This is a genomic window from Streptomyces sp. NPDC006335 (genome assembly GCF_040612795.1).
GTDB lineage: Bacteria > Actinomycetota > Actinomycetes > Streptomycetales > Streptomycetaceae > Streptomyces.
In genome coordinates, this window is record NZ_JBEXQX010000003.1 from 664,480 (window position 1) to 681,159 (window position 16,680).

The 16,680-nt window shown below is 71.2% G+C and carries 16 protein-coding genes and 1 pseudogene; 12 read left to right on the forward strand and 5 right to left on the reverse strand.

Features of this window, described 5'->3' with window-relative positions:
* Positions 1–6 precede the first annotated feature (6 nt).
* Positions 7–1,878, reverse strand: a complete 1,872-nt coding sequence (locus ABZ098_RS13720) for a sialidase family protein (protein ID WP_356590454.1) — start codon at positions 1,876–1,878, stop codon at positions 7–9.
* 101 nt (positions 1,879–1,979) lie between these two features.
* Positions 1,980–2,897, reverse strand: coding sequence for a zinc-binding dehydrogenase (locus ABZ098_RS13725; RefSeq protein ID WP_356590456.1), 918 nt, complete (start codon positions 2,895–2,897; stop codon positions 1,980–1,982).
* Between the two features lie 89 nt (positions 2,898–2,986).
* On the opposite strand from ABZ098_RS13725, the gene ABZ098_RS13730 reads away from it, so the two are divergent.
* Positions 2,987–3,424, forward strand: a complete 438-nt coding sequence (locus tag ABZ098_RS13730) for a MarR family transcriptional regulator (RefSeq protein WP_356590458.1) — start codon at positions 2,987–2,989, stop codon at positions 3,422–3,424.
* Positions 3,425–3,443: 19 nt separating this feature from the next.
* A complete protein-coding gene (locus ABZ098_RS13735; protein WP_356590460.1) occupies positions 3,444–3,971 on the forward strand; it encodes an isochorismatase family protein in 528 nt (175 codons plus the stop codon).
* A gap of 4 nt (positions 3,972–3,975) precedes the next feature.
* Here ABZ098_RS13735 and ABZ098_RS13740 read toward each other — a convergent pair whose 3' ends face one another.
* Positions 3,976–4,695, reverse strand: coding sequence for an SDR family oxidoreductase (locus tag ABZ098_RS13740; protein WP_356590462.1), 720 nt, complete (start codon positions 4,693–4,695; stop codon positions 3,976–3,978).
* 117 nt (positions 4,696–4,812) lie between these two features.
* Here ABZ098_RS13740 and ABZ098_RS13745 point away from each other — a divergent pair, with 117 nt between their 5' ends.
* Positions 4,813–5,658 (forward strand): LysR substrate-binding domain-containing protein, encoded by an 846-nt coding sequence (locus tag ABZ098_RS13745; RefSeq protein WP_356590464.1) that lies wholly within the window; start codon positions 4,813–4,815, stop codon positions 5,656–5,658.
* A 12-nt stretch (positions 5,659–5,670) separates the two neighbouring features.
* On the opposite strand, the gene fdhD is transcribed toward ABZ098_RS13745, so the two are convergent.
* Together fdhD and ABZ098_RS13755 are read right to left on the reverse strand one after the other, a co-directional pair.
* Positions 5,671–6,519 (reverse strand): formate dehydrogenase accessory sulfurtransferase FdhD, encoded by an 849-nt coding sequence (gene fdhD, locus ABZ098_RS13750; protein ID WP_356590466.1) that lies wholly within the window; start codon positions 6,517–6,519, stop codon positions 5,671–5,673.
* Between the two features lie 5 nt (positions 6,520–6,524).
* Positions 6,525–6,641, reverse strand: a pseudogene (locus ABZ098_RS13755) (Fe-S-binding domain-containing protein); the annotation flags it as partial.
* Positions 6,642–6,883: 242 nt separating this feature from the next.
* Here ABZ098_RS13755 and ABZ098_RS13760 point away from each other — a divergent pair.
* From ABZ098_RS13760 to ABZ098_RS13800, 9 genes are all read left to right on the forward strand, one after another.
* Positions 6,884–8,218, forward strand: coding sequence for an OFA family MFS transporter (locus ABZ098_RS13760; RefSeq protein WP_356590468.1), 1,335 nt, complete (start codon positions 6,884–6,886; stop codon positions 8,216–8,218).
* Positions 8,184–8,321, forward strand: a complete 138-nt coding sequence (locus ABZ098_RS13765) for a hypothetical protein (protein WP_356590470.1) — start codon at positions 8,184–8,186, stop codon at positions 8,319–8,321. Before ABZ098_RS13760 ends, ABZ098_RS13765 begins: the two co-directional genes overlap by 35 nt.
* 149 nt (positions 8,322–8,470) lie before the next feature.
* A complete protein-coding gene (locus ABZ098_RS13770) occupies positions 8,471–9,409 on the forward strand; it encodes a beta-ketoacyl-ACP synthase III (protein WP_356590472.1) in 939 nt (312 codons plus the stop codon).
* 146 nt (positions 9,410–9,555) lie between these two features.
* Positions 9,556–10,233, forward strand: a complete 678-nt coding sequence (locus ABZ098_RS13775; RefSeq protein WP_356590474.1) for a GntR family transcriptional regulator — start codon at positions 9,556–9,558, stop codon at positions 10,231–10,233.
* Positions 10,234–10,693: 460 nt separating this feature from the next.
* On the forward strand, positions 10,694–11,875 hold the full coding sequence (locus ABZ098_RS13780) for an ROK family transcriptional regulator (protein WP_356590476.1): 1,182 nt from the start codon (positions 10,694–10,696) through the stop codon (positions 11,873–11,875).
* A 132-nt stretch (positions 11,876–12,007) separates the two neighbouring features.
* The gene (locus ABZ098_RS13785) at positions 12,008–13,531 is read left to right on the forward strand and encodes a sugar ABC transporter ATP-binding protein (protein WP_356590478.1); all 1,524 of its coding nucleotides are present in this window, start codon (positions 12,008–12,010) and stop codon (positions 13,529–13,531) included.
* Positions 13,528–14,547 (forward strand): ABC transporter permease, encoded by a 1,020-nt coding sequence (locus ABZ098_RS13790; RefSeq protein ID WP_356590480.1) that lies wholly within the window; start codon positions 13,528–13,530, stop codon positions 14,545–14,547. The genes ABZ098_RS13785 and ABZ098_RS13790 overlap by 4 nt, the downstream gene beginning before the upstream one ends.
* Positions 14,548–14,564: 17 nt before the next feature.
* On the forward strand, positions 14,565–15,605 hold the full coding sequence (locus ABZ098_RS13795) for a substrate-binding domain-containing protein (RefSeq protein WP_356590482.1): 1,041 nt from the start codon (positions 14,565–14,567) through the stop codon (positions 15,603–15,605).
* A 590-nt stretch (positions 15,606–16,195) separates the two neighbouring features.
* The coding region (locus tag ABZ098_RS13800; protein ID WP_356590484.1) for a Gfo/Idh/MocA family oxidoreductase at positions 16,196–16,680 on the forward strand (485 nt) is incomplete at its 3' end.

The window sequence follows — 16,680 nt, forward strand, 5'->3', positions numbered from 1 at the left end:
GCGACGTTAGCGGCTGTCGACCACCTGGTCCATGGGCAGCCACAGCACGGTGTTCCCGGGCGTGGCCTTGGCGCCGGTGATCTCCGCGTCGGTCAGGGCCCGGTCCCAGACCCGGACCTCGTCGATCGCGCCGGTGAAGTGGGCCCGGCCGTCCACGCGCTGCCCGATGTGCACCCCGAACGGCGCGTTGCGGCTCACCGAGCCCGGCACGTCCGGTGTGCCGCTCGCCCTGCCGTCGACGAAGAGCGTGAGCCGGCCGCCGCCCCGGCGCAGGGCCAGATGATGCCACCGCCCGTCGTTGTGGGCGCCGCTCGTGCTCACCCACGCCGTCCGCACGGCCGACGCGCCCTCCCGCACGGTGATCAGTCCGCGCACCCGGCCGCTCGCCGGCTCCCCGCGCAGCCAGACCTGCGGCTGGGTGGTGCCGACGCCGCCCATCCACAGCAGCGGCTGCTCCCCGGACCCGGCGGTGTACCGGAACCACAGGGACGCGGTGAAGTCCCCGCTGCCGAGCGGGAGTTGTTCGCGATACGGCAGGCGTACGGCGTCGTCGGCGCCGTCGAAGGCCAGGGCGCCGCCGATCACCCCGGCCGTCTCGCGGGCGCCGCCGAGCACGACCGCGGGCGGGGCGAGGGGAGCGCGGTCCGGGGTGGTCGGGTCGGGGCCGCGGCGCGGGGTCAGCCGGCCCTCGGCGAAGCGGGCGAAGCGGATCTCGTCGCGGGCGTCGACGGCCCCGGCCTCGTACAGCAGGCCCACCGTGTCCTGGTCGACGCGGGCCATGTCGGAGTAGCCGGACCAGTCCGTGGTGACGACCGTGCCGCGGTCGGGGGTGTCCCAGGTGCGGCCGCCGTCGTAGGAGGAGCGGATCGTCATGGTGCGGCGGCGGTCCGGGTCCGCCGGGCAGGACAGCAGCAGGCGCTCGCCGAGGTCGAGGGTGGCGCACTGGACCTGCGGTGCGTACAGGTCGGGCAGGGCCCGGAAGGGGGAGGCGAAGCTGTCGCCGCCGTCGTGGCTGACGGCCTGCGTGCGGTGGCCGAGGTCGGTGCCGTCCTGTTCGCGCCCGCTGACGAGGAGCGAGCCGTCGGCGCGCTCGGCGAGAGTGAGCTCGGAGGGCTTCTGCCGGAAGGTGCCGTCGGCGGCGACCGGCCAGGAGTCGATGGCGCCGAGCCGCCAGTGCGCGCCGCCGTCGTCGCTCACCGCGAGCGCCGCGTGGTTGGCGCTCACCCGACTGCCTTCCCATGTCTCGGCGTTGACACCGAACACCAGCCGCCCCGCGTACCGGCCGCGGCCGAGCTGGATGCCGTGCACGGGGCCGGTGGCGTACCAGGAGCTCCGCCGCGGGGGCAGGATCTCGTCGCTCAGGTCGCGGGGCACGGACCAGGTGCGGCCGTCGTCGTCGCTGTACTGGAGGTGCGGGGTGCGGTCGCAGGGCATCCGGCAGTTCTCGCCGTCCGCACGGCCCGTGTTGTACGTCTCGGCCAGCAGGACCCGGCCGGTCACGCGGTCCACGACCGGGGCCGGATTGCCGTGGGTGTCGCCGCCTCCCTCGTTGACCACCTGGAGGGGACCCCAGGTACGGCCTCCGTCGGTGGACCGCTTCAGGACGATGTCGATGTCGGTGGCGTCCCCGCAGTCGAGGACCCGGCCCTCGGCGAACGCGAGCAGGGTGCCGCCGGTGGTCCGGACGATCGCCGGGATACGGAAGCAGGCGTAACCAGGGTCCCGGCCCGCCTCGAAGAGGGGCCGCTGCTCGAACCCCGGTGGGGTGGACCGGGGTTGGGCGTGAGCCGGGTCCGGCGCGGCGAGGGGGAGGGCGAGCAGGGCGGCGGTGGGCAGGGTGGTCAGGAGGGGTCTCAGACGTGCGCGACTCGACGGCACGGGCGCCCTTTCGGTGGTCCGTACATTCGGAAATGTGACCTTTTCGGTCACGGACCGTAGTTCCGCACCCGGTGCCCCACAAGAACCGTGCGCGTGTCCCGTCACGGATGGAGTACGACCTTTCCGAGGTTGCGCCGCGACTCGATCACCTCGTGTGCCCGCGCCGCGTCCTCCAGGGCGAACTCCCCGTGCACGACGGGCCGGAGGGCTCCGTCCATGAACATCCGCCACAGCTCCCGTCGCCATCGCTCGTACAACTCCGGCCGCTCCCGCGCGATCCGCGCCATCTGGAAGCCCGTCACGGACTTGGCGCCGACGAGGAGGTCGTACGCCTGGATCGTCCCGCCGCCCGAGCTGTACGCCACCAGCCGCCCGCCCGGGGCCAGCGCGGCCAGTGCGGGGGCGAGCAGCTCGCCGCCGACCGCGTCGAGGGCGTAGTCGACGGGATCCCCCCAACTGTCGTCCCCGTAAAGGACGGTGGCGTCGGCGCCGAGCGAGCGCACGAAGTCCGCCTTGCCCGGGTCGGAGACCGCGCCCACCACCCGGGAGGCCCCCCGGACCCGGGCGAGCTGCACGGCGAGGTGGCCCACCCCGCTCGCCGCCGCCGTGATCAGCGCCGTCTCCCCGGGCTCGGGGCGCGCCGCCTCCAGCGCGCCGAACGCGACCAGGCCGCTGCGGACCAGGGCGACCGCGTCGACCGCCGAGGCGCCGTCCGGGACCGGGGAGGCCATGGCCTCGTGGAGCAGCGCGAAATCGGCGTAACCGTGGCCGAAGCACAGTCCCGTGACCCGCTCGCCAGGACGGAAGCGGGTGACCCCGGCGCCGACGGACACCACCTCTCCGGCGAGTTCTCCGCCGAGCGGCACCGGCTGCGCGGCCTCGGTCACCTTGCGCACCACGGGGAGCGTGACGCCGACCGCCTCGCAGCGCACCAGGAGCTCGCCCGGGCCCGGCGCGGGGACCGGCACCTCCTCCAGGAACAGCGGGCCACCCGTGGACTCGTAACGGACGCGACGCATCGACCGACCTCCCGGTGAATTCATTGGGGTTCCCAACGATAGCCAGAAGGTCGTTGGGAAGTCCAATGAATAGTGGCTAGGCTGGCCGCATGACCGAAGCGCCCCTCCCCGCGATCCGCTCCCTCCCCAGTTGGCTCCTCGGACGCGCCGCCGCCCGCGGACGGGCCCTGGTGGCCGAGGCGCTGGCCACCGAGGGCATGAAGATGTGGCACCACGTGGTGCTCTCCGCCGTCCGCGACCTCGCCCCCGTCGCCCAGGCCGACCTCGGCCGCGGAGTGCGGCTCGACCCCAAGGACCTGGTCGGCATCCTCAACGACCTCCAGTCCGCCGGTCTCGTCCTGCGCCAACCGGACCCCGCGGACCGCCGCAAGAACGCGGTGTCCCTCACGGACGAGGGAGCCCGGCTGCTGAAACGCTGCGAGAAGGTCGCCCGCCAGGCCAACGACGAGCTGCTCGCCCCCCTCTCCCCGGCCGAACGCGCCCAGTTCATGAGCCTGTTGATCCGGATCTCCGGCACGGAGGGCTGACGGCGGATAACGTTCCGTCATGACCGGACCCCTCGCACTCGACCCCGCGCGCAGCGCCCTCGTCCTCGTCGATCTGATGGACCGGATCGTCGCGCTGCCCCTGGAACCCCGCAAAGGCACCGAAGTCCTGACCGTTGCCGAGGAGTTGGCGACCACCTTCCGCGCGGCCGGCGCGACCGTGGTCCTCGTGCGCGTCGAACGGCCCGGCGTCGCCGACCAGCCGCCCGGCAGCGGCCTGGCCACCGGCCTCGCCCGCCCCGGCGACATCGAGATCGTGAAGCGGACCATCGGCGCCTTCCAGGACACGGAACTGGACGCCCGTCTGCGCCAACTCGACGTCACGACCCTGGTGTTCGGTGGAATCGCCACCAACCTCGGCGTCGAGTCCACCGCCCGCGCCGCCCTCGACCTCGGCTACGACCTCGTCTTCGTCGAGGACGCCATGGCCGCCTTCACCGCCGCCGAGCACGAGGCCTCGGCACGCCTCGACTTCCCGCGCCTGGGCACCGTGGTCACGGCCGACCAGGTGCGCTTCGTGGCGTGCTGACCGCTCACACCAGAACCGTCCCGCCGTCCACGACCACCACCGAGCCGGTGCTGAAGCCGCCCCGCATCAGATAGAGATACGCCTCGGCGATCTCCTCCGGCTCGCCGACCCGGCCGACCGGAAGCGCCTGGGCGGCGGACGCGAACAGACCCTCGCGGTCCTCCGCCGGCAGCTCCCGCCACAGCTCGGTGCGGACCACCCCGGGCTCGACCACGTTGACCCGGATCGGAGCCAGCTCCAGGGCCAGCGCCCGGGTCAGCGACTCCATCGCCCCGGCCAGACCCGCCACCACACTCGTCCCCGGCATCGGCCGACGCGCGACGGTACCCGTGGTGAGCACGACCGAACCGCCCTCCCGGATGAGCGGCGCCCCGTGCTTGACCACCGTGACCGCGCCCCACAGCCGCGTCTCCAGAAAGCTCCGCGCCCGGGCCAGGTCGGTCCGCGCCAGCGGCTCGAACCGCAGCGGCTCGCCCGCTGTGAAGACGAGGTGATCGAAGGCCCCCGTCCGCGCGAAGAAGTCCCGCACACCGACCTCCGAGGTGACGTCCAGGACGTCCCCCGACACACCCGGCGGCAACTGCTCGAGTGCCGCCTCCACACTCTCCTTCCGGCGCGAGGCGACCACCACCTCGGCGCCCTCCCGCGCCGCCGCGTCCGCCACCGCCAGACCGATACCCGAAGTGCCGCCGACCACGACGATCCGCTGTCCCCGCAGGCTCATGCCGTTCTCCCTTCCGTGGATGTCCGGCTCCAGCCTGCGGGCGCCCCCACCGAGCCGTCCAAGACCTCTTTCGACCACGGCGATACCCTGGAGGTATCGCCCAGGGAAGGAACGGCCATGGACCTCGACCTGCGGAAAGTGCGCTACTTCGTCGCGGTGGCCGAGCTGCTGCACTTCGGACGGGCGGCCGAACGGCTCCACATCGCCCAGCCGGTCCTGAGCCGCCAGATCAAGGCCCTGGAGAAGGACTTGGACGCCGTACTGTTCCAACGCGACAGCCACGGCGTCACCTTGACCCCCGCCGGACGCCAACTCCTCGACGACGCCCGCACCCTGCTCGCCGCAGCCGACGCCACCCGGCGCCGGGTCCGCCGGGCCGCCCACGCCCCGCACCGCCTGATCGTCGGCTTCCGCGCCGGCATCGTGCTGTCCCGAGCCCTGCGCGCCTTCTGCGCCGCCCGCCCCGACATCGCCGTCGAAGCACGCCGGGTCGAATGGGACGACCAGGAGGACCTCATCCTCGACGGCACCGTCGACCTCGCCTACGTACGGCCACCGGTCCGGCAGCACGGCCTGGAACTCCTCCCGCTGTTCACCGAGAACCGCGTGGCCATGCTCCCCACGCACCACCGGCTCGCCGGCAAGCGGGACCTGCTCCTGGCCGACCTGGAGGACGAACCCCGGCTCCGGTACGCCGATCCCGGACCGGACGACGTCCCGATCCGCACCATCGAGGAGAAGTTCGAGCGTGTGGTGGCCGGACAGGGCATCACCCTCGTCCCCGAGTCCGTCGCCCAGCAGTACTCCCGGCCGGACATCACCTACGTGCCGGTCCTGGACGCGGAGCCGGACCAGGTGTTCCTGGCCTGGGAGGCGAACCGGAAGGCACCGCTCGTCGAGGCCTTCGTCGAAGCCCTCGCCGAAGCCCCCCGCGAGGGTTTCGCCGAGGACGCGGAGGACTGAGACGGCCCCCGGTCAGCTCTGGGCGGCCGCCGCCTCCAACGCGAGCCGGTGTTCTCCCGCGTACACGTTCATGGTGTGTCCGCGCAGGAAGCCGATGAGGGTGAGGCCGGTTTCGGTGGCGAGGTCGACGGCGAGGGAAGAGGGTGCGGAGACGGCCGCGAGCACGGGGATGCCGGCCATGACGGCTTTCTGCGCGAGTTCGAAGGAGGCCCGGCCGGAGACCAGCAGGATGGTGCGGTCGAGGGGGAGGTCGTCGTGCTGGAGCGCGCGGCCGATGAGTTTGTCGACGGCGTTGTGGCGGCCGACGTCTTCGCGTATGTCGGTGAGTTCGCCGTGTTCGGTGAACAGGGCGGCGGCGTGCAGGCCGCCGGTGCGGTCGAAGACGCGTTGGGCCGCGCGGAGCCGGTCGGGGAGGCTCGCGAGGAGGTCGGGCTCGATACGGACCGGGGGTGTGTCGTTGATGGGCCAGTGGGTGGTGGTGCGGACGGCGTCGAGGCTGGCTTTGCCGCACAGGCCGCAGGAGGAGGTGGTGTAGACGTTGCGTTCGAGGGTGATGTCGGGGATCTGGACGCCGGGGGCGGTTTTCACGTCGACGACGTTGTAGGTGTTGGAGCCGTCGGCGGTGGCTCCGGCGCAGTAGACGATGTTCTGCAGGTCGCTGTGCTGGGCCAGGACGCCTTCGCTGACGAGGAAGCCGGCGGCGAGGGCGAAGTCGTCGCCCGGGGTGCGCATGGTGATGGCGAGGGGTTTGCCGTTGAGGCGGATTTCCAGCGGTTCCTCGGCGACGAGGGTGTCCGGGCGGGACGAGACGGCCCCGTCGCGGATGCGGATCACCTTGCGTCGTTCCGTGACTCGTCCCATATGTGTCAGTCCCGGTTCTGTACGAGCTGGTGGCCGAAACGGCCCTTGCTGCAGAGGCTGCCCTGGGCCTCCGGCCCGTCGAGCGGAGCGGTGACCTTGACGATCTCATTGTCCTGCACATGCGGGTGCGGGTCTGCGGACCCCTCGTGCCCCAGGTACCCGCGTACCCGCCGCCCGCGTGTCTGACCCGGCCCGGCTCGGCTCGGCCAGGCGCTCCGTTGTGTCGACGGAATATTGTCTACAGTGTGGCCGAGGTTGCGCAAGGGTGCGGCTCGACCGTTCGTCGCGTCCGGGATACCGCTCATCGCATACGGTCGACGCGCCGCCTTTTCAACTACCCTCATTCTTCCTACCGTTCGGGATCATGAGTCCCCCTGTCGCGCCCCCGGGGTGGAGCCGCTGGCTCGTCCCCCCGGCCGCTCTCTCGGTCCACCTCTCCATCGGACAGGCGTACGCCTGGTCTGTGTTCAAGCCGCCGCTCGAGTCCGCTCTCGGTCTCAGCGGCACGCAGAGCGCACTGCCCTTCCAGCTCGGCATCGTGATGCTCGGCCTGTCCGCCGCGTTCGGCGGCACGCTGGTGGAGCGCAACGGGCCGCGCTGGGCGATGACGGTGGCGCTGATCTGCTTCTCGTCCGGTTTCCTGCTGTCCGCGCTGGGGGCGGCCACCGAGCAGTACTGGCTGATCGTCCTCGGCTACGGCTTCGTCGGCGGCATCGGCCTCGGCATCGGCTACATCTCGCCGGTCTCCACCCTGATCAAGTGGTTCCCCGACCGGCCCGGCATGGCCACCGGCATCGCCATCATGGGCTTCGGCGGCGGCGCGCTCATCGCCTCGCCCTGGTCGGCGCAGATGCTGGAGTCCTTCGGCTCCGACAGCTCCGGGATCGCCCTGGCGTTCCTCGTGCACGGGCTGTCGTACGCCGTCTTCATGCTCCTCGGCGTCCTGCTGGTGCGCGTGCCGCGCAGCGAGAAGCCGGTCGAGAACGCGCCCAGCGCCTTCGACGGCCCGCAGGTCTCGGCGCGCAACGCCGTACGCACCCCCCAGTTCTGGTGTCTGTGGATCGTGCTCTGCATGAACGTCACCGCGGGCATCGGCATCCTGGAGAAGGCCGCCCCGATGATCACCGACTTCTTCAAGGAGACCTCGACCCCGGTCTCGGTGTCGGCCGCCGCCGGATTCGTCGCCCTGCTGTCGGCGGCCAACATGGCGGGCCGCATCGGCTGGTCCTCGACGTCCGACCTGATCGGACGGAAGAACATCTACCGCGTCTACCTGGGCGTGGGAGCGGTGATGTACGGGCTCATCGCCCTGTTCGGCGACTCCTCGAAGCCGCTGTTCATCCTGTGCGCGCTGGTGATCCTCTCCTTCTACGGCGGCGGTTTCGCGACGATCCCCGCCTACCTGAAGGACCTCTTCGGGACCTACCAGGTCGGCGCCATCCATGGCCGGCTCCTCACCGCCTGGTCCACGGCCGGTGTCCTCGGCCCGCTGATCGTGAACTGGATCGCCGACCGGCAGGAGGAGGCGGGCAAGAGCGGCTCCGCCCTCTACGGGACGTCGTTCGTGATCATGATCGGGCTGCTCGTCGTCGGGTTCGTCGCCAACGAGCTGGTCCGCCCCGTCAGTGCCCGTCACCACATTCCCGCGCCGAGGGAGGCCGCCGATGTCACAGAACGACAGCAGTCAGAGTCCGCCTGACCGGCGCCCGCTCATCGCCCTGGCCTGGGTGTGGGTGGGCACGCCGCTCGTCTACGGCCTCTACGAGCTCGTACAGAAGGCCACGCAGCTGTTCACCAAGTAACTGTTCGGCAGGTGTTCGGGCGTCCGAGATGTGTGAGGGAAGCCGACAACTCGGGCGCCCGTTTCCTGTGGCCTTACGTGCCCGCGTACCCGTGAGTCACTGATCAGACTGGGGGATCCGGCTACCCAAGGCAACGAGGGGGACCCCCCATGAACGGCTCGCGGATCGCCGCAGTCGGCCACTACCAGCCCGCGAAAGTACTCACCAACGAGGAACTTGCGGGCCTGGTCGACACCAGCGACGAGTGGATCAGGTCCCGGGTGGGGATCCGGACCCGCCACATCGCCGGTCCCGACGAGCCGGTCGACGAGCTCGCCTCGCACGCCGCTGCCAAGGCACTGGCCTCGGCCGGGCTCACTCCCGCCGACATCGACCTCGTCCTGGTCGCCACCTCGACCGCCGTCGACCGCTCCCCGAACATGGCCGCCCGGGTCGCCGCCCGGCTCGGCATCCCCTCGCCCGCCGCGATGGATGTCAACGTGGTGTGCGCCGGCTTCACCCACGCGCTGGCCACCGCCGACCACACCGTGCGGGCCGGTGCGGCGACCCGGGCGCTGGTGATCGGCGCCGACAAGATGTCCGCGGTGACCGACTGGAGCGACCGCACCACCTGTGTGCTCGTCGGCGACGGGGCGGGCGCGGCGGTCGTCGAGGGCGCCGACGTACCCGGCATCTCGCCCGTGCTGTGGGGGTCGGTGCCCGAGATGGGGCACGCCGTGCGGATCGAGGGCGAGCCGGCGCGGTTCGCGCAGGAGGGGCAGAGCGTGTACCGCTGGGCGACCCAGAAACTTCCGGCGCTGGCCCGGCAGGCCTGCGAACGCGCGGGGCTCACGCCCGCGGACCTCGCCGCGGTCGTGCTGCACCAGGCGAACCTGCGGATCATCGAGCCGCTCGCGGAGAAGATCGGCGCGGTCAACGCCGTGGTGGCCCGTGACGTCACGGAGTCCGGGAACACGTCGGCGGCCAGCATTCCGCTCGCCTTCTCCAAGCTGGTCGAACAGGGGGCGATCTCGACCGGTGACGCGGTGCTGCTGTTCGGGTTCGGCGGGAACCTCTCCTACGCCGGCCAGGTCGTCCGCTGCCCCTGACGTGCGGGGTGTGACGAGGCCGACGGGCGGTGTGCCTGGCCACTGTGCGCCGTAGACTGTACACAAAAGGCAACGAGTCAGTGGTGTCCGGGGTAACCGGGTGTCCGGGGTATCCGGGGTGTCCGCCGCCGAGGAGGGGGACCGGCATGTTGTCGACAGGTCTGCCGCAGGGATCCGTACCGAAGCTGGAACGTCCTGGTCCGCTGCGTGATCGTGTCTACGGCGCGCTGCTCGAACTGATCACCACGCGTGCGCTTCAGCCGGGTCAGCATCTGGTGGAGAGTGAGCTGGCGGGTCATCTGGGGGTGTCCCGGCAGCCGGTGCGTGAGGCCCTTCAGCGGTTGAACACCGAGGGGTGGGTGGATCTGCGTCCGGCGCAGGGGGCGTTCGTGCACGAGCCGACGGACGAGGAGGCCGACCAGCTGCTGACCGTGCGCACGTTGCTGGAGGCAGAGGCGGCCCGGCTGGCGGCCGCGAACGCGGGCAGCGCCGGCATCGCCGCCCTGGAGGAACTCTGCGCGCAGGGCGAGAGCGCGGTGGCCGCGGACGACGTCGACGCCGCGGTCGCCCTGAACGCCCGACTCCACGCGAAGGTCATGGAGCTGGCGGGCAACGCGGTCCTCGCCGAGCTGGCGGGGCAGGTGGACCGTCGCGTGCGCTGGTACTACACGCCGATCGCCCGTCAGCGCGGCCACCAGTCCTGGATCGAGCACCGTGAACTGATCGCCGCGATCGCCGACCGGGACCAGCGGCGGGCCACGGAGCTGATGCGCGAGCACACCGAACACACGCGGACGTCGTACCACGCACGTCAGCGGGGGTAGTCGGGCGTCGTCCGGGGGACAACGCGGGCGTGAGTCGTTGTTGCGCGTCGGGTCCTGGTGGGGGTAGTTGCCCGTCGGGTGGGCGGCGGGTCACGCAGGTCGTGGGGCCGCGAGGCTCGGATCGGTAGGGGGTTTGGTCGCTGTCGCCGCCCGGATCGGCGGTGGGCTACGGGGGGATGGGGGTGCGGGCCCGCCGGATTCCGCCGACGCGCGCACGAGTTCGGCCCCCCACGTCCCCCGTCGCACCTCGTCACCGGAAACATGTGCTCCCTCCAGCGAGCCAATCCTGCGGGAGAGCGCGCCGGGCCGCCAGAGGGCGGCACGTCTTTGTCCTGTGAGTGGAGAAAGTCGGCGGCAATCTGTGCACAGCTTCTTCCCAGGTGTGGCAGCCACTGCTACGTTCCCCTCGAAAGCCCGGCAACTGGTGGCCGAACGAGGCGGGGAGGGGCTCGTGAGACGCATGACGGCACGACCCGCGAACGCGCATCAGGCCCGGCTGCTCAAGCTGTTGCGCGACGGAGGACCCAACTCCCGTGCGCAACTGGGCGATCAGGTCGACCTGTCACGGTCCAAGCTGGCCGTGGAGGTGGACCGGCTGCTGGAGACGGGCCTGATCGTGGCCGACGGACTCGCCGCCTCGCGCGGCGGGCGCCGCTCCCACAACATCCGGCTCGCCCCCAACCTGCGTTTCCTCGGCGTGGACATCGGCGCGACCTCGGTCGACGTCGCCGTCACCAACGCCGAACTGGAGATCCTCGGACATCTCAACCAGCCCATGGACGTCCGCGAGGGCCCGGTCGCGGTCTTCGAGCAAGTCCTGTCCATGGCAGCCAAGTTGAGGGCCTCGGGCCTCGCGGAGGGATTCGACGGTGCCGGCATCGGCGTCCCGGGACCGGTCCGCTTCCCCGAGGGCGTACCGGTGGCTCCACCGATCATGCCGGGCTGGGACGGCTTCCCCGTACGGGAGGCGCTCAGCCAGGAACTCGGCTGCCCGGTCATGGTCGACAACGACGTGAACCTGATGGCGATGGGGGAGATGCACGCGGGCGTGGCACGCTCCGTGGGCGACTTCCTCTGCGTCAAGATCGGCACCGGTATCGGCTGCGGCATCGTCGCCGGCGGTGAGGTCCACCGCGGGGTGACGGGCAGCGCGGGCGACATCGGGCACATCCAGGCCGTGCCCGACGGCCGCCCGTGCGCCTGCGGCAACCGGGGCTGCCTGGAGGCCCACTTCAGCGGGGCGGCCCTCGCCCGGGACGCCGTGGAGGCGGTCGAGCAGGGGCGCTCCGAGGAACTCGCCTCGCGGTTCGAGGCGAACGGCGGACTGACGGCCGTCGACGTCGCCGCCGCGGCGGCCGCCGGTGACGCCACCGCACTCGACCTGATCCGTGAGGGCGGCAACCGGACCGGCCAGGTCATCGCCGGACTGGTCTCCTTCTTCAACCCGGGTCTGGTGGTGATCGGCGGCGGGGTGACGGGTCTCGGCCACACCCTGCTCGCCGCGATCCGCACCCAGGTCTACCGCCAGTCACTGCCACTGGCGACCGGCAACCTGCCCATCGTTCTTGGGGAGTTGGGCCCCACCGCCGGAGTCATCGGCGCGGCCCGGCTCATCAGCGACCACCTGTTCTCCCCCGCGTAGCAACCGACGTCAGCACGCTTTCGCCCGCTCAGCACGTTCTCGCCCGCGTAGAAGACAACTTCGGCACGTCTGGCACAGCGCCCTGCTCCGCCCTGCCCTGAAACCGGCCCGCACGCCCGCCAAGGGGACCTCATGGCACCAGAACCACCGCTGCTCAGCATGTCCGGCATCACCAAGACGTTCCCCGGAGTCCGGGCCCTCGACGGCGTCGACCTCGACGTCCAGGCCGGCGAAGTGCACTGTCTGCTCGGCCAGAACGGGGCCGGGAAGTCCACCCTCATCAAGGTCCTGGCCGGCGCCCACCAGCCCGACACCGGCCGGCTGCGCTGGCGCGGCGAGGAGGTCACCCTCCGCTCACCGATCGCCGCCATGCGCCTCGGCATCGCCACCATCTACCAGGAACTCGACCTGGTGGAGCACCTCTCCGTGGCCGAGAACGTCCACCTCGGCCATGAACCCACGGCGGCGGGCTTCGTCGTACGGGGCAAGGCGGCCCGCCGGTCGACCGCCGCTCTGCTGCGACGACTCGGGCACCCGGAGATCGATCCGGCGCGCCTGGTGGGGGAGTTGTCGGCGGCGCAGCAGCAGATCGTGTCCATGGCGCGGGCCCTCTCGCACGACGTACGGCTCATCGTGATGGACGAACCGTCCGCCGCCCTGGACCCGGACGAGGTCGACAACCTCTTCCGGATCGTCGGCGACCTCACCGCCGAGGGTGTCGCCGTCGTCTACATCTCCCACCGGCTGGAGGAGATCCGGCGGATCGGCGACCGGGTGACGGTCCTCAAGGACGGCCGGGCGGTCGCGGTCGGACTGCCCGCCAAGTCGACGCCGACGCGCGAGGTCGTGGCGCTGATGACGGGCCGCAACGTCGAATACGTCTTCCCGCAGCGGCCGCCCGCCGACGCGAAGGGCGAGGGCAAACCGCTGCTGGAGGTCCAAGGGCTCGCCAGACAGGGCGAGTTCGAGCCCCTCGACCTCGTGGTCCACCCCGGGGAGATCGTCGGCCTCGCCGGACTCGTCGGCTCGGGGCGCTCCGAGATCCTGGAGACGATCTACGGAGCCCGCAAACCCGCCTCCGGTCAAGTCGTCGTGGACGGGCGGGCGTTGAAGCCCGGCAGTGTCCGTGCCGCCGTCCGCGCCGGGATCGGTCTCGCCCCCGAGGAACGCAAGGCGCAGGCCCTGCTGATGCTGGAGTCGGTCACCCGCAACGTGTCCGTCTCCTCCATGTCCCGCTTCTCCAGGGCCGGTTGGATCGACCGGGGCGCCGAACTCGCGGCGGCACGGGCGGCGACCCGTGAACTGTCGCTGCGGCCCGACAACCCCTCCGTGCCGATCCGCACCCTGTCCGGCGGCAACCAGCAAAAGGCCGTCCTGGCCCGCTGGCTGCTGCGCGGCTGCCGGGTCCTGCTGCTCGACGAACCCACCCGGGGCGTCGACGTCGGCGCCCGCGCCGAGCTGTACGCGGTCGTGCGGCGCCTCGCCGACGAAGGGCTGGCCGTGCTGCTGGTCTCCAGCGAGGTCCCCGAGGTGCTCGGCCTCGCCGACCGTGTGCTGGTGCTCCGCGAGGGCCGTGTCGTGCACCGGGCGCCCGCCCGCGAGCTCGACGAACACCGTGTACTCGACCTCGTCATGGAAGGAAGCCCGGCGTCATGACGCAGCATGTGTCCCCGCCGAGGGGAAGCGCCGACAAAGTGCCTCCGGTGAGCGAATCGTTCGCCTGGCGGGGTGTGTTCGCCCGCGCCGACGTCCGTACCCTCTCCCTCCTCGGCGTGCTCGCCGTACTGATCCTCATCGGCGGCATCACCAAGCCCGACGAGTTCCTCGACACCCGCAACCTGCAACTCGTCCTCACCCAGGCCTCGGTGATCGGTGTCGTCACCGTCGGCATGACCTTCGTCATCACCTCGGGCGGCATCGACCTCTCCGTCGGCGCGATCGTCGCCCTCGCCTCGGTGTGGGCCACCACCGTCGCCACCCAGGAGTACGGCTTCGCGGGCATCCTCTTCACCGCGGTGATCGTCGGCGTCGGCTGCGGTCTGGTCAACGGGCTGCTCGTCGCGTACGGAGCCATGGTCCCCTTCATCGCCACCCTCGCCATGCTCGCCTCGGCCCGCGGACTGGCCCTCCAGATCACCGACGGCCGGACGCAGATCGTGACCGTGCCCTCCGTCCTCGACCTGGGGGAGCGCGACGCCTACGTCCTCGGCATACCCCCGCTCGTCATGGTCTTCGCGGTCGTGACGATCATCGGCTGGCTGGTGCTGAACCGCACCACCTTCGGCCGGCGCACCGTCGCCGTCGGCGGCAACGCCGAGGCCGCCCGGCTCGCCGGCATCGACGTCCGCCGCCAGCGCCTCTACCTCTACCTGCTGTCCGGGCTGTGCTGCGGCATCGCCGCCTTCCTGCTGATCATCCTGTCCGGCTCCGGCCAGAACACCAACGGCAACCTCTACGAGCTCGACGCCATCGCCGCCGCGATCATCGGCGGAACCCTGCTCAGCGGGGGCCGCGGCACCATCACCGGCTCCGTGCTCGGCGTCCTGATCTTCACCACGATCACCAACATCTTCGCCCTGAACAACCTGCAGAGCGACGTCCAGCAGATCGCCAAGGGCGCGATCATCGTCGCCGCCGTGCTGGTCCAGCGCCGTACCGCAAGCACGACCTGAGGAAAGGGTTCACGGACATGCCTGAACTTACGAGCCGTAGAGGACTGCTCTTCGGAACAGCCGCCGTCGGGGCCGGTGCCCTCCTCGCAGGTTGCACCAGCAACGACCCCAAGGACGAGGAGCCGGCCGCGGACGACCAGCCGGCCGCCGCCGACTCGCCCGGAAAGCCGGTCACCATCGGCTTCGCCGGACCGCAGGCCGACCACGGCTGGCTCAACGCCATCAACGACAACGCCAAGAACCGGGCGAAGAAGTACTCGGACGTCACCCTGGAGATCACCGAGGGCTCCAACGACACCGCCCAGCAGATCGGCCAGATCGAGACCCTGATCAACAAGAAGGTCGACGTGCTGGTCGTGCTGCCCGCGGACGGCAAGGCCCTCACCCAGGTCGGCCTCAAGGCGATGCGCGCCGGGATCCCGGTCGTGAACCTCGACCGGATCTTCAACACCCCGCAGGCGTACCGCTGTTGGATAGGTGGCGACAACTACGGCATGGGGCTCAACGCCGGCCACTACATCGGCGAGAAGCTCAAGGGGAAGTCGAACGCCAAGGTCATCGAACTGGCCGGGCTCGACAACCTCGAACTCACCAAGCAGCGCACCAAGGGCTTCGACGACGCCCTGAAGAACTACCCCAACATCAGGAAGGTGGCCCGCCAGGCCGCCGAGTTCACGGTGGAGTCCGGACAGGCCAAGATGGCCCAGCTCCTCCAGGCACAGTCCGGCTTCGACGCGCTGTGGAACCACGACGACGACCAGGGCGTGGGCGCGTTGCGCGCCATCGACCAGGCCGGCCGCGACGACTTCCTGATGGTCGGCGGTGCGGGCGCGCTGTCCGCCTTCCAGGCCATCAAGCAGGACAACGGTGTCCTCAAGGCGACCGTCCTCTACCCGCCGACCATGGCCGCCTCGGCGATCGACCTCGCCCGCGCGCTCGGCCAGTCCAAGGGCATAGGCGGACTCGCCGAGTTCGAGATCCCGGCCTCGCTCACCCTCTACTCGGCCGTCGTCGACAAGACCAACGTCGACCAGTACATGTCCACCGGCTTCAAGTGAGGCGTCCCGAGCGGGGGCCTGCCTTACGGCCTGGTCCGGGGCTTGCCTTTTGGTCTGGTTCGGGGGTTGTTCCAGCGGTTGGTCCGGGGGTTGTTCCTCCGGCCGTTCTGGGGCTTGCCTTTTGGTCTGGTCCGGGGCCTGTTTCAGCGGTTGGTCCGGGGGTTGTTCCTCCGGCCGTTCTGGGGCTTGCCTTATGGCCTGGTCCGGGGCCTGTTTCAGCGGTTGGTCCGGGGGTTGTTTCTCCGGTCGGTCCGGGGCTTGCCTTATGGCCTGGTCCGGAGCCTGTTTCAGCAGCCGGCCCGATGCCTGTCCCACCGGCCGGCCCGATGCCGGTCCCACCGGTCCGCCCAGGGCCTGGCCCTCCGGCTCACCCAGGGTTTGTCCCACCAGTCAGCCCAGGGGCTGTCCCTCCGGCCGGCCTGGAGTCCGTCCCTCCAGCAGATCTGGGGCCTGCCCCACCGGTCACGCCGGCCCCGGGCGGCAGCGCGCCCCCGCCGGGCCGATCCGAAGGGCGGGCCCCAGGCGCCCGGTTCGTCGACGGACCGGGCTGCACCCCCCACCGCGCCACGACGACGAGGAGGACATCGCGCATGGCACAGCCGCAGCAGTCAGAAGAGGCCGAGGTGCCGCCGCTCCGGGTCGGCATGGTCGGCTACGCCTTCATGGGCGCCGCCCACTCCCAGGGCTGGCGGACCGTCGGACGCGTCTTCGACCTGCCCCGCCGCCCGGTGCTCGCCGCGATCTGCGGACGGGACGCGGACGCCGTGCGCCGGGCCGCCGACCGGCACGGCTGGGCGGCCACCGAGACCGACTGGCGGGCCCTGATCGAACGGGACGACGTCGATCTCGTCGACATCTGCACCCCCGGCGACAGCCACGCGGAGATCGCTGTCGCGGCGCTCGCCGCGGGCAAGCACGTGCTGTGCGAGAAGCCCCTCGCGAACACCGTCGAGGAGGCCCAGGTGATGACCCGGGCCGCCGAGGAGGCCTTCGGGCGCGGTCAGTTGGCGATGGTCGGCTTCAACTACCGCAGGGTGCCCGCCACCGCGCTGGCCCGCCGCATGGTGGCCGAGGG

Excerpts from the sequence above, each read along its gene's own strand:
- ABZ098_RS13770 (WP_356590472.1), top strand. The coding sequence starts at position 8,471 with ATGAACGGCTCGCGGATCGCCGCAGTCGGCCACTACCAGCCCGCGAAA.
- ABZ098_RS13785 (WP_356590478.1), top strand. The coding sequence starts at position 12,008 with ATGGCACCAGAACCACCGCTGCTCAGCATGTCCGGCATCACCAAGACG.
- ABZ098_RS13740 (WP_356590462.1), bottom strand. The coding sequence starts at position 4,695 with ATGAGCCTGCGGGGACAGCGGATCGTCGTGGTCGGCGGCACTTCGGGT.
- ABZ098_RS13745 (WP_356590464.1), top strand. The coding sequence starts at position 4,813 with ATGGACCTCGACCTGCGGAAAGTGCGCTACTTCGTCGCGGTGGCCGAG.
- ABZ098_RS13760 (WP_356590468.1), top strand. The coding sequence starts at position 6,884 with ATGAGTCCCCCTGTCGCGCCCCCGGGGTGGAGCCGCTGGCTCGTCCCC.
- fdhD (WP_356590466.1), bottom strand. The coding sequence starts at position 6,519 with ATGGGACGAGTCACGGAACGACGCAAGGTGATCCGCATCCGCGACGGG.
- ABZ098_RS13730 (WP_356590458.1), top strand. The coding sequence starts at position 2,987 with ATGACCGAAGCGCCCCTCCCCGCGATCCGCTCCCTCCCCAGTTGGCTC.
- ABZ098_RS13765 (WP_356590470.1), top strand. The coding sequence starts at position 8,184 with ATGTCACAGAACGACAGCAGTCAGAGTCCGCCTGACCGGCGCCCGCTC.
- ABZ098_RS13780 (WP_356590476.1), top strand. The coding sequence starts at position 10,694 with ATGACGGCACGACCCGCGAACGCGCATCAGGCCCGGCTGCTCAAGCTG.
- ABZ098_RS13735 (WP_356590460.1), top strand. The coding sequence starts at position 3,444 with ATGACCGGACCCCTCGCACTCGACCCCGCGCGCAGCGCCCTCGTCCTC.
- ABZ098_RS13790 (WP_356590480.1), top strand. The coding sequence starts at position 13,528 with ATGACGCAGCATGTGTCCCCGCCGAGGGGAAGCGCCGACAAAGTGCCT.
- ABZ098_RS13775 (WP_356590474.1), top strand. The coding sequence starts at position 9,556 with ATGTTGTCGACAGGTCTGCCGCAGGGATCCGTACCGAAGCTGGAACGT.
- ABZ098_RS13725 (WP_356590456.1), bottom strand. The coding sequence starts at position 2,897 with ATGCGTCGCGTCCGTTACGAGTCCACGGGTGGCCCGCTGTTCCTGGAG.
- ABZ098_RS13795 (WP_356590482.1), top strand. The coding sequence starts at position 14,565 with ATGCCTGAACTTACGAGCCGTAGAGGACTGCTCTTCGGAACAGCCGCC.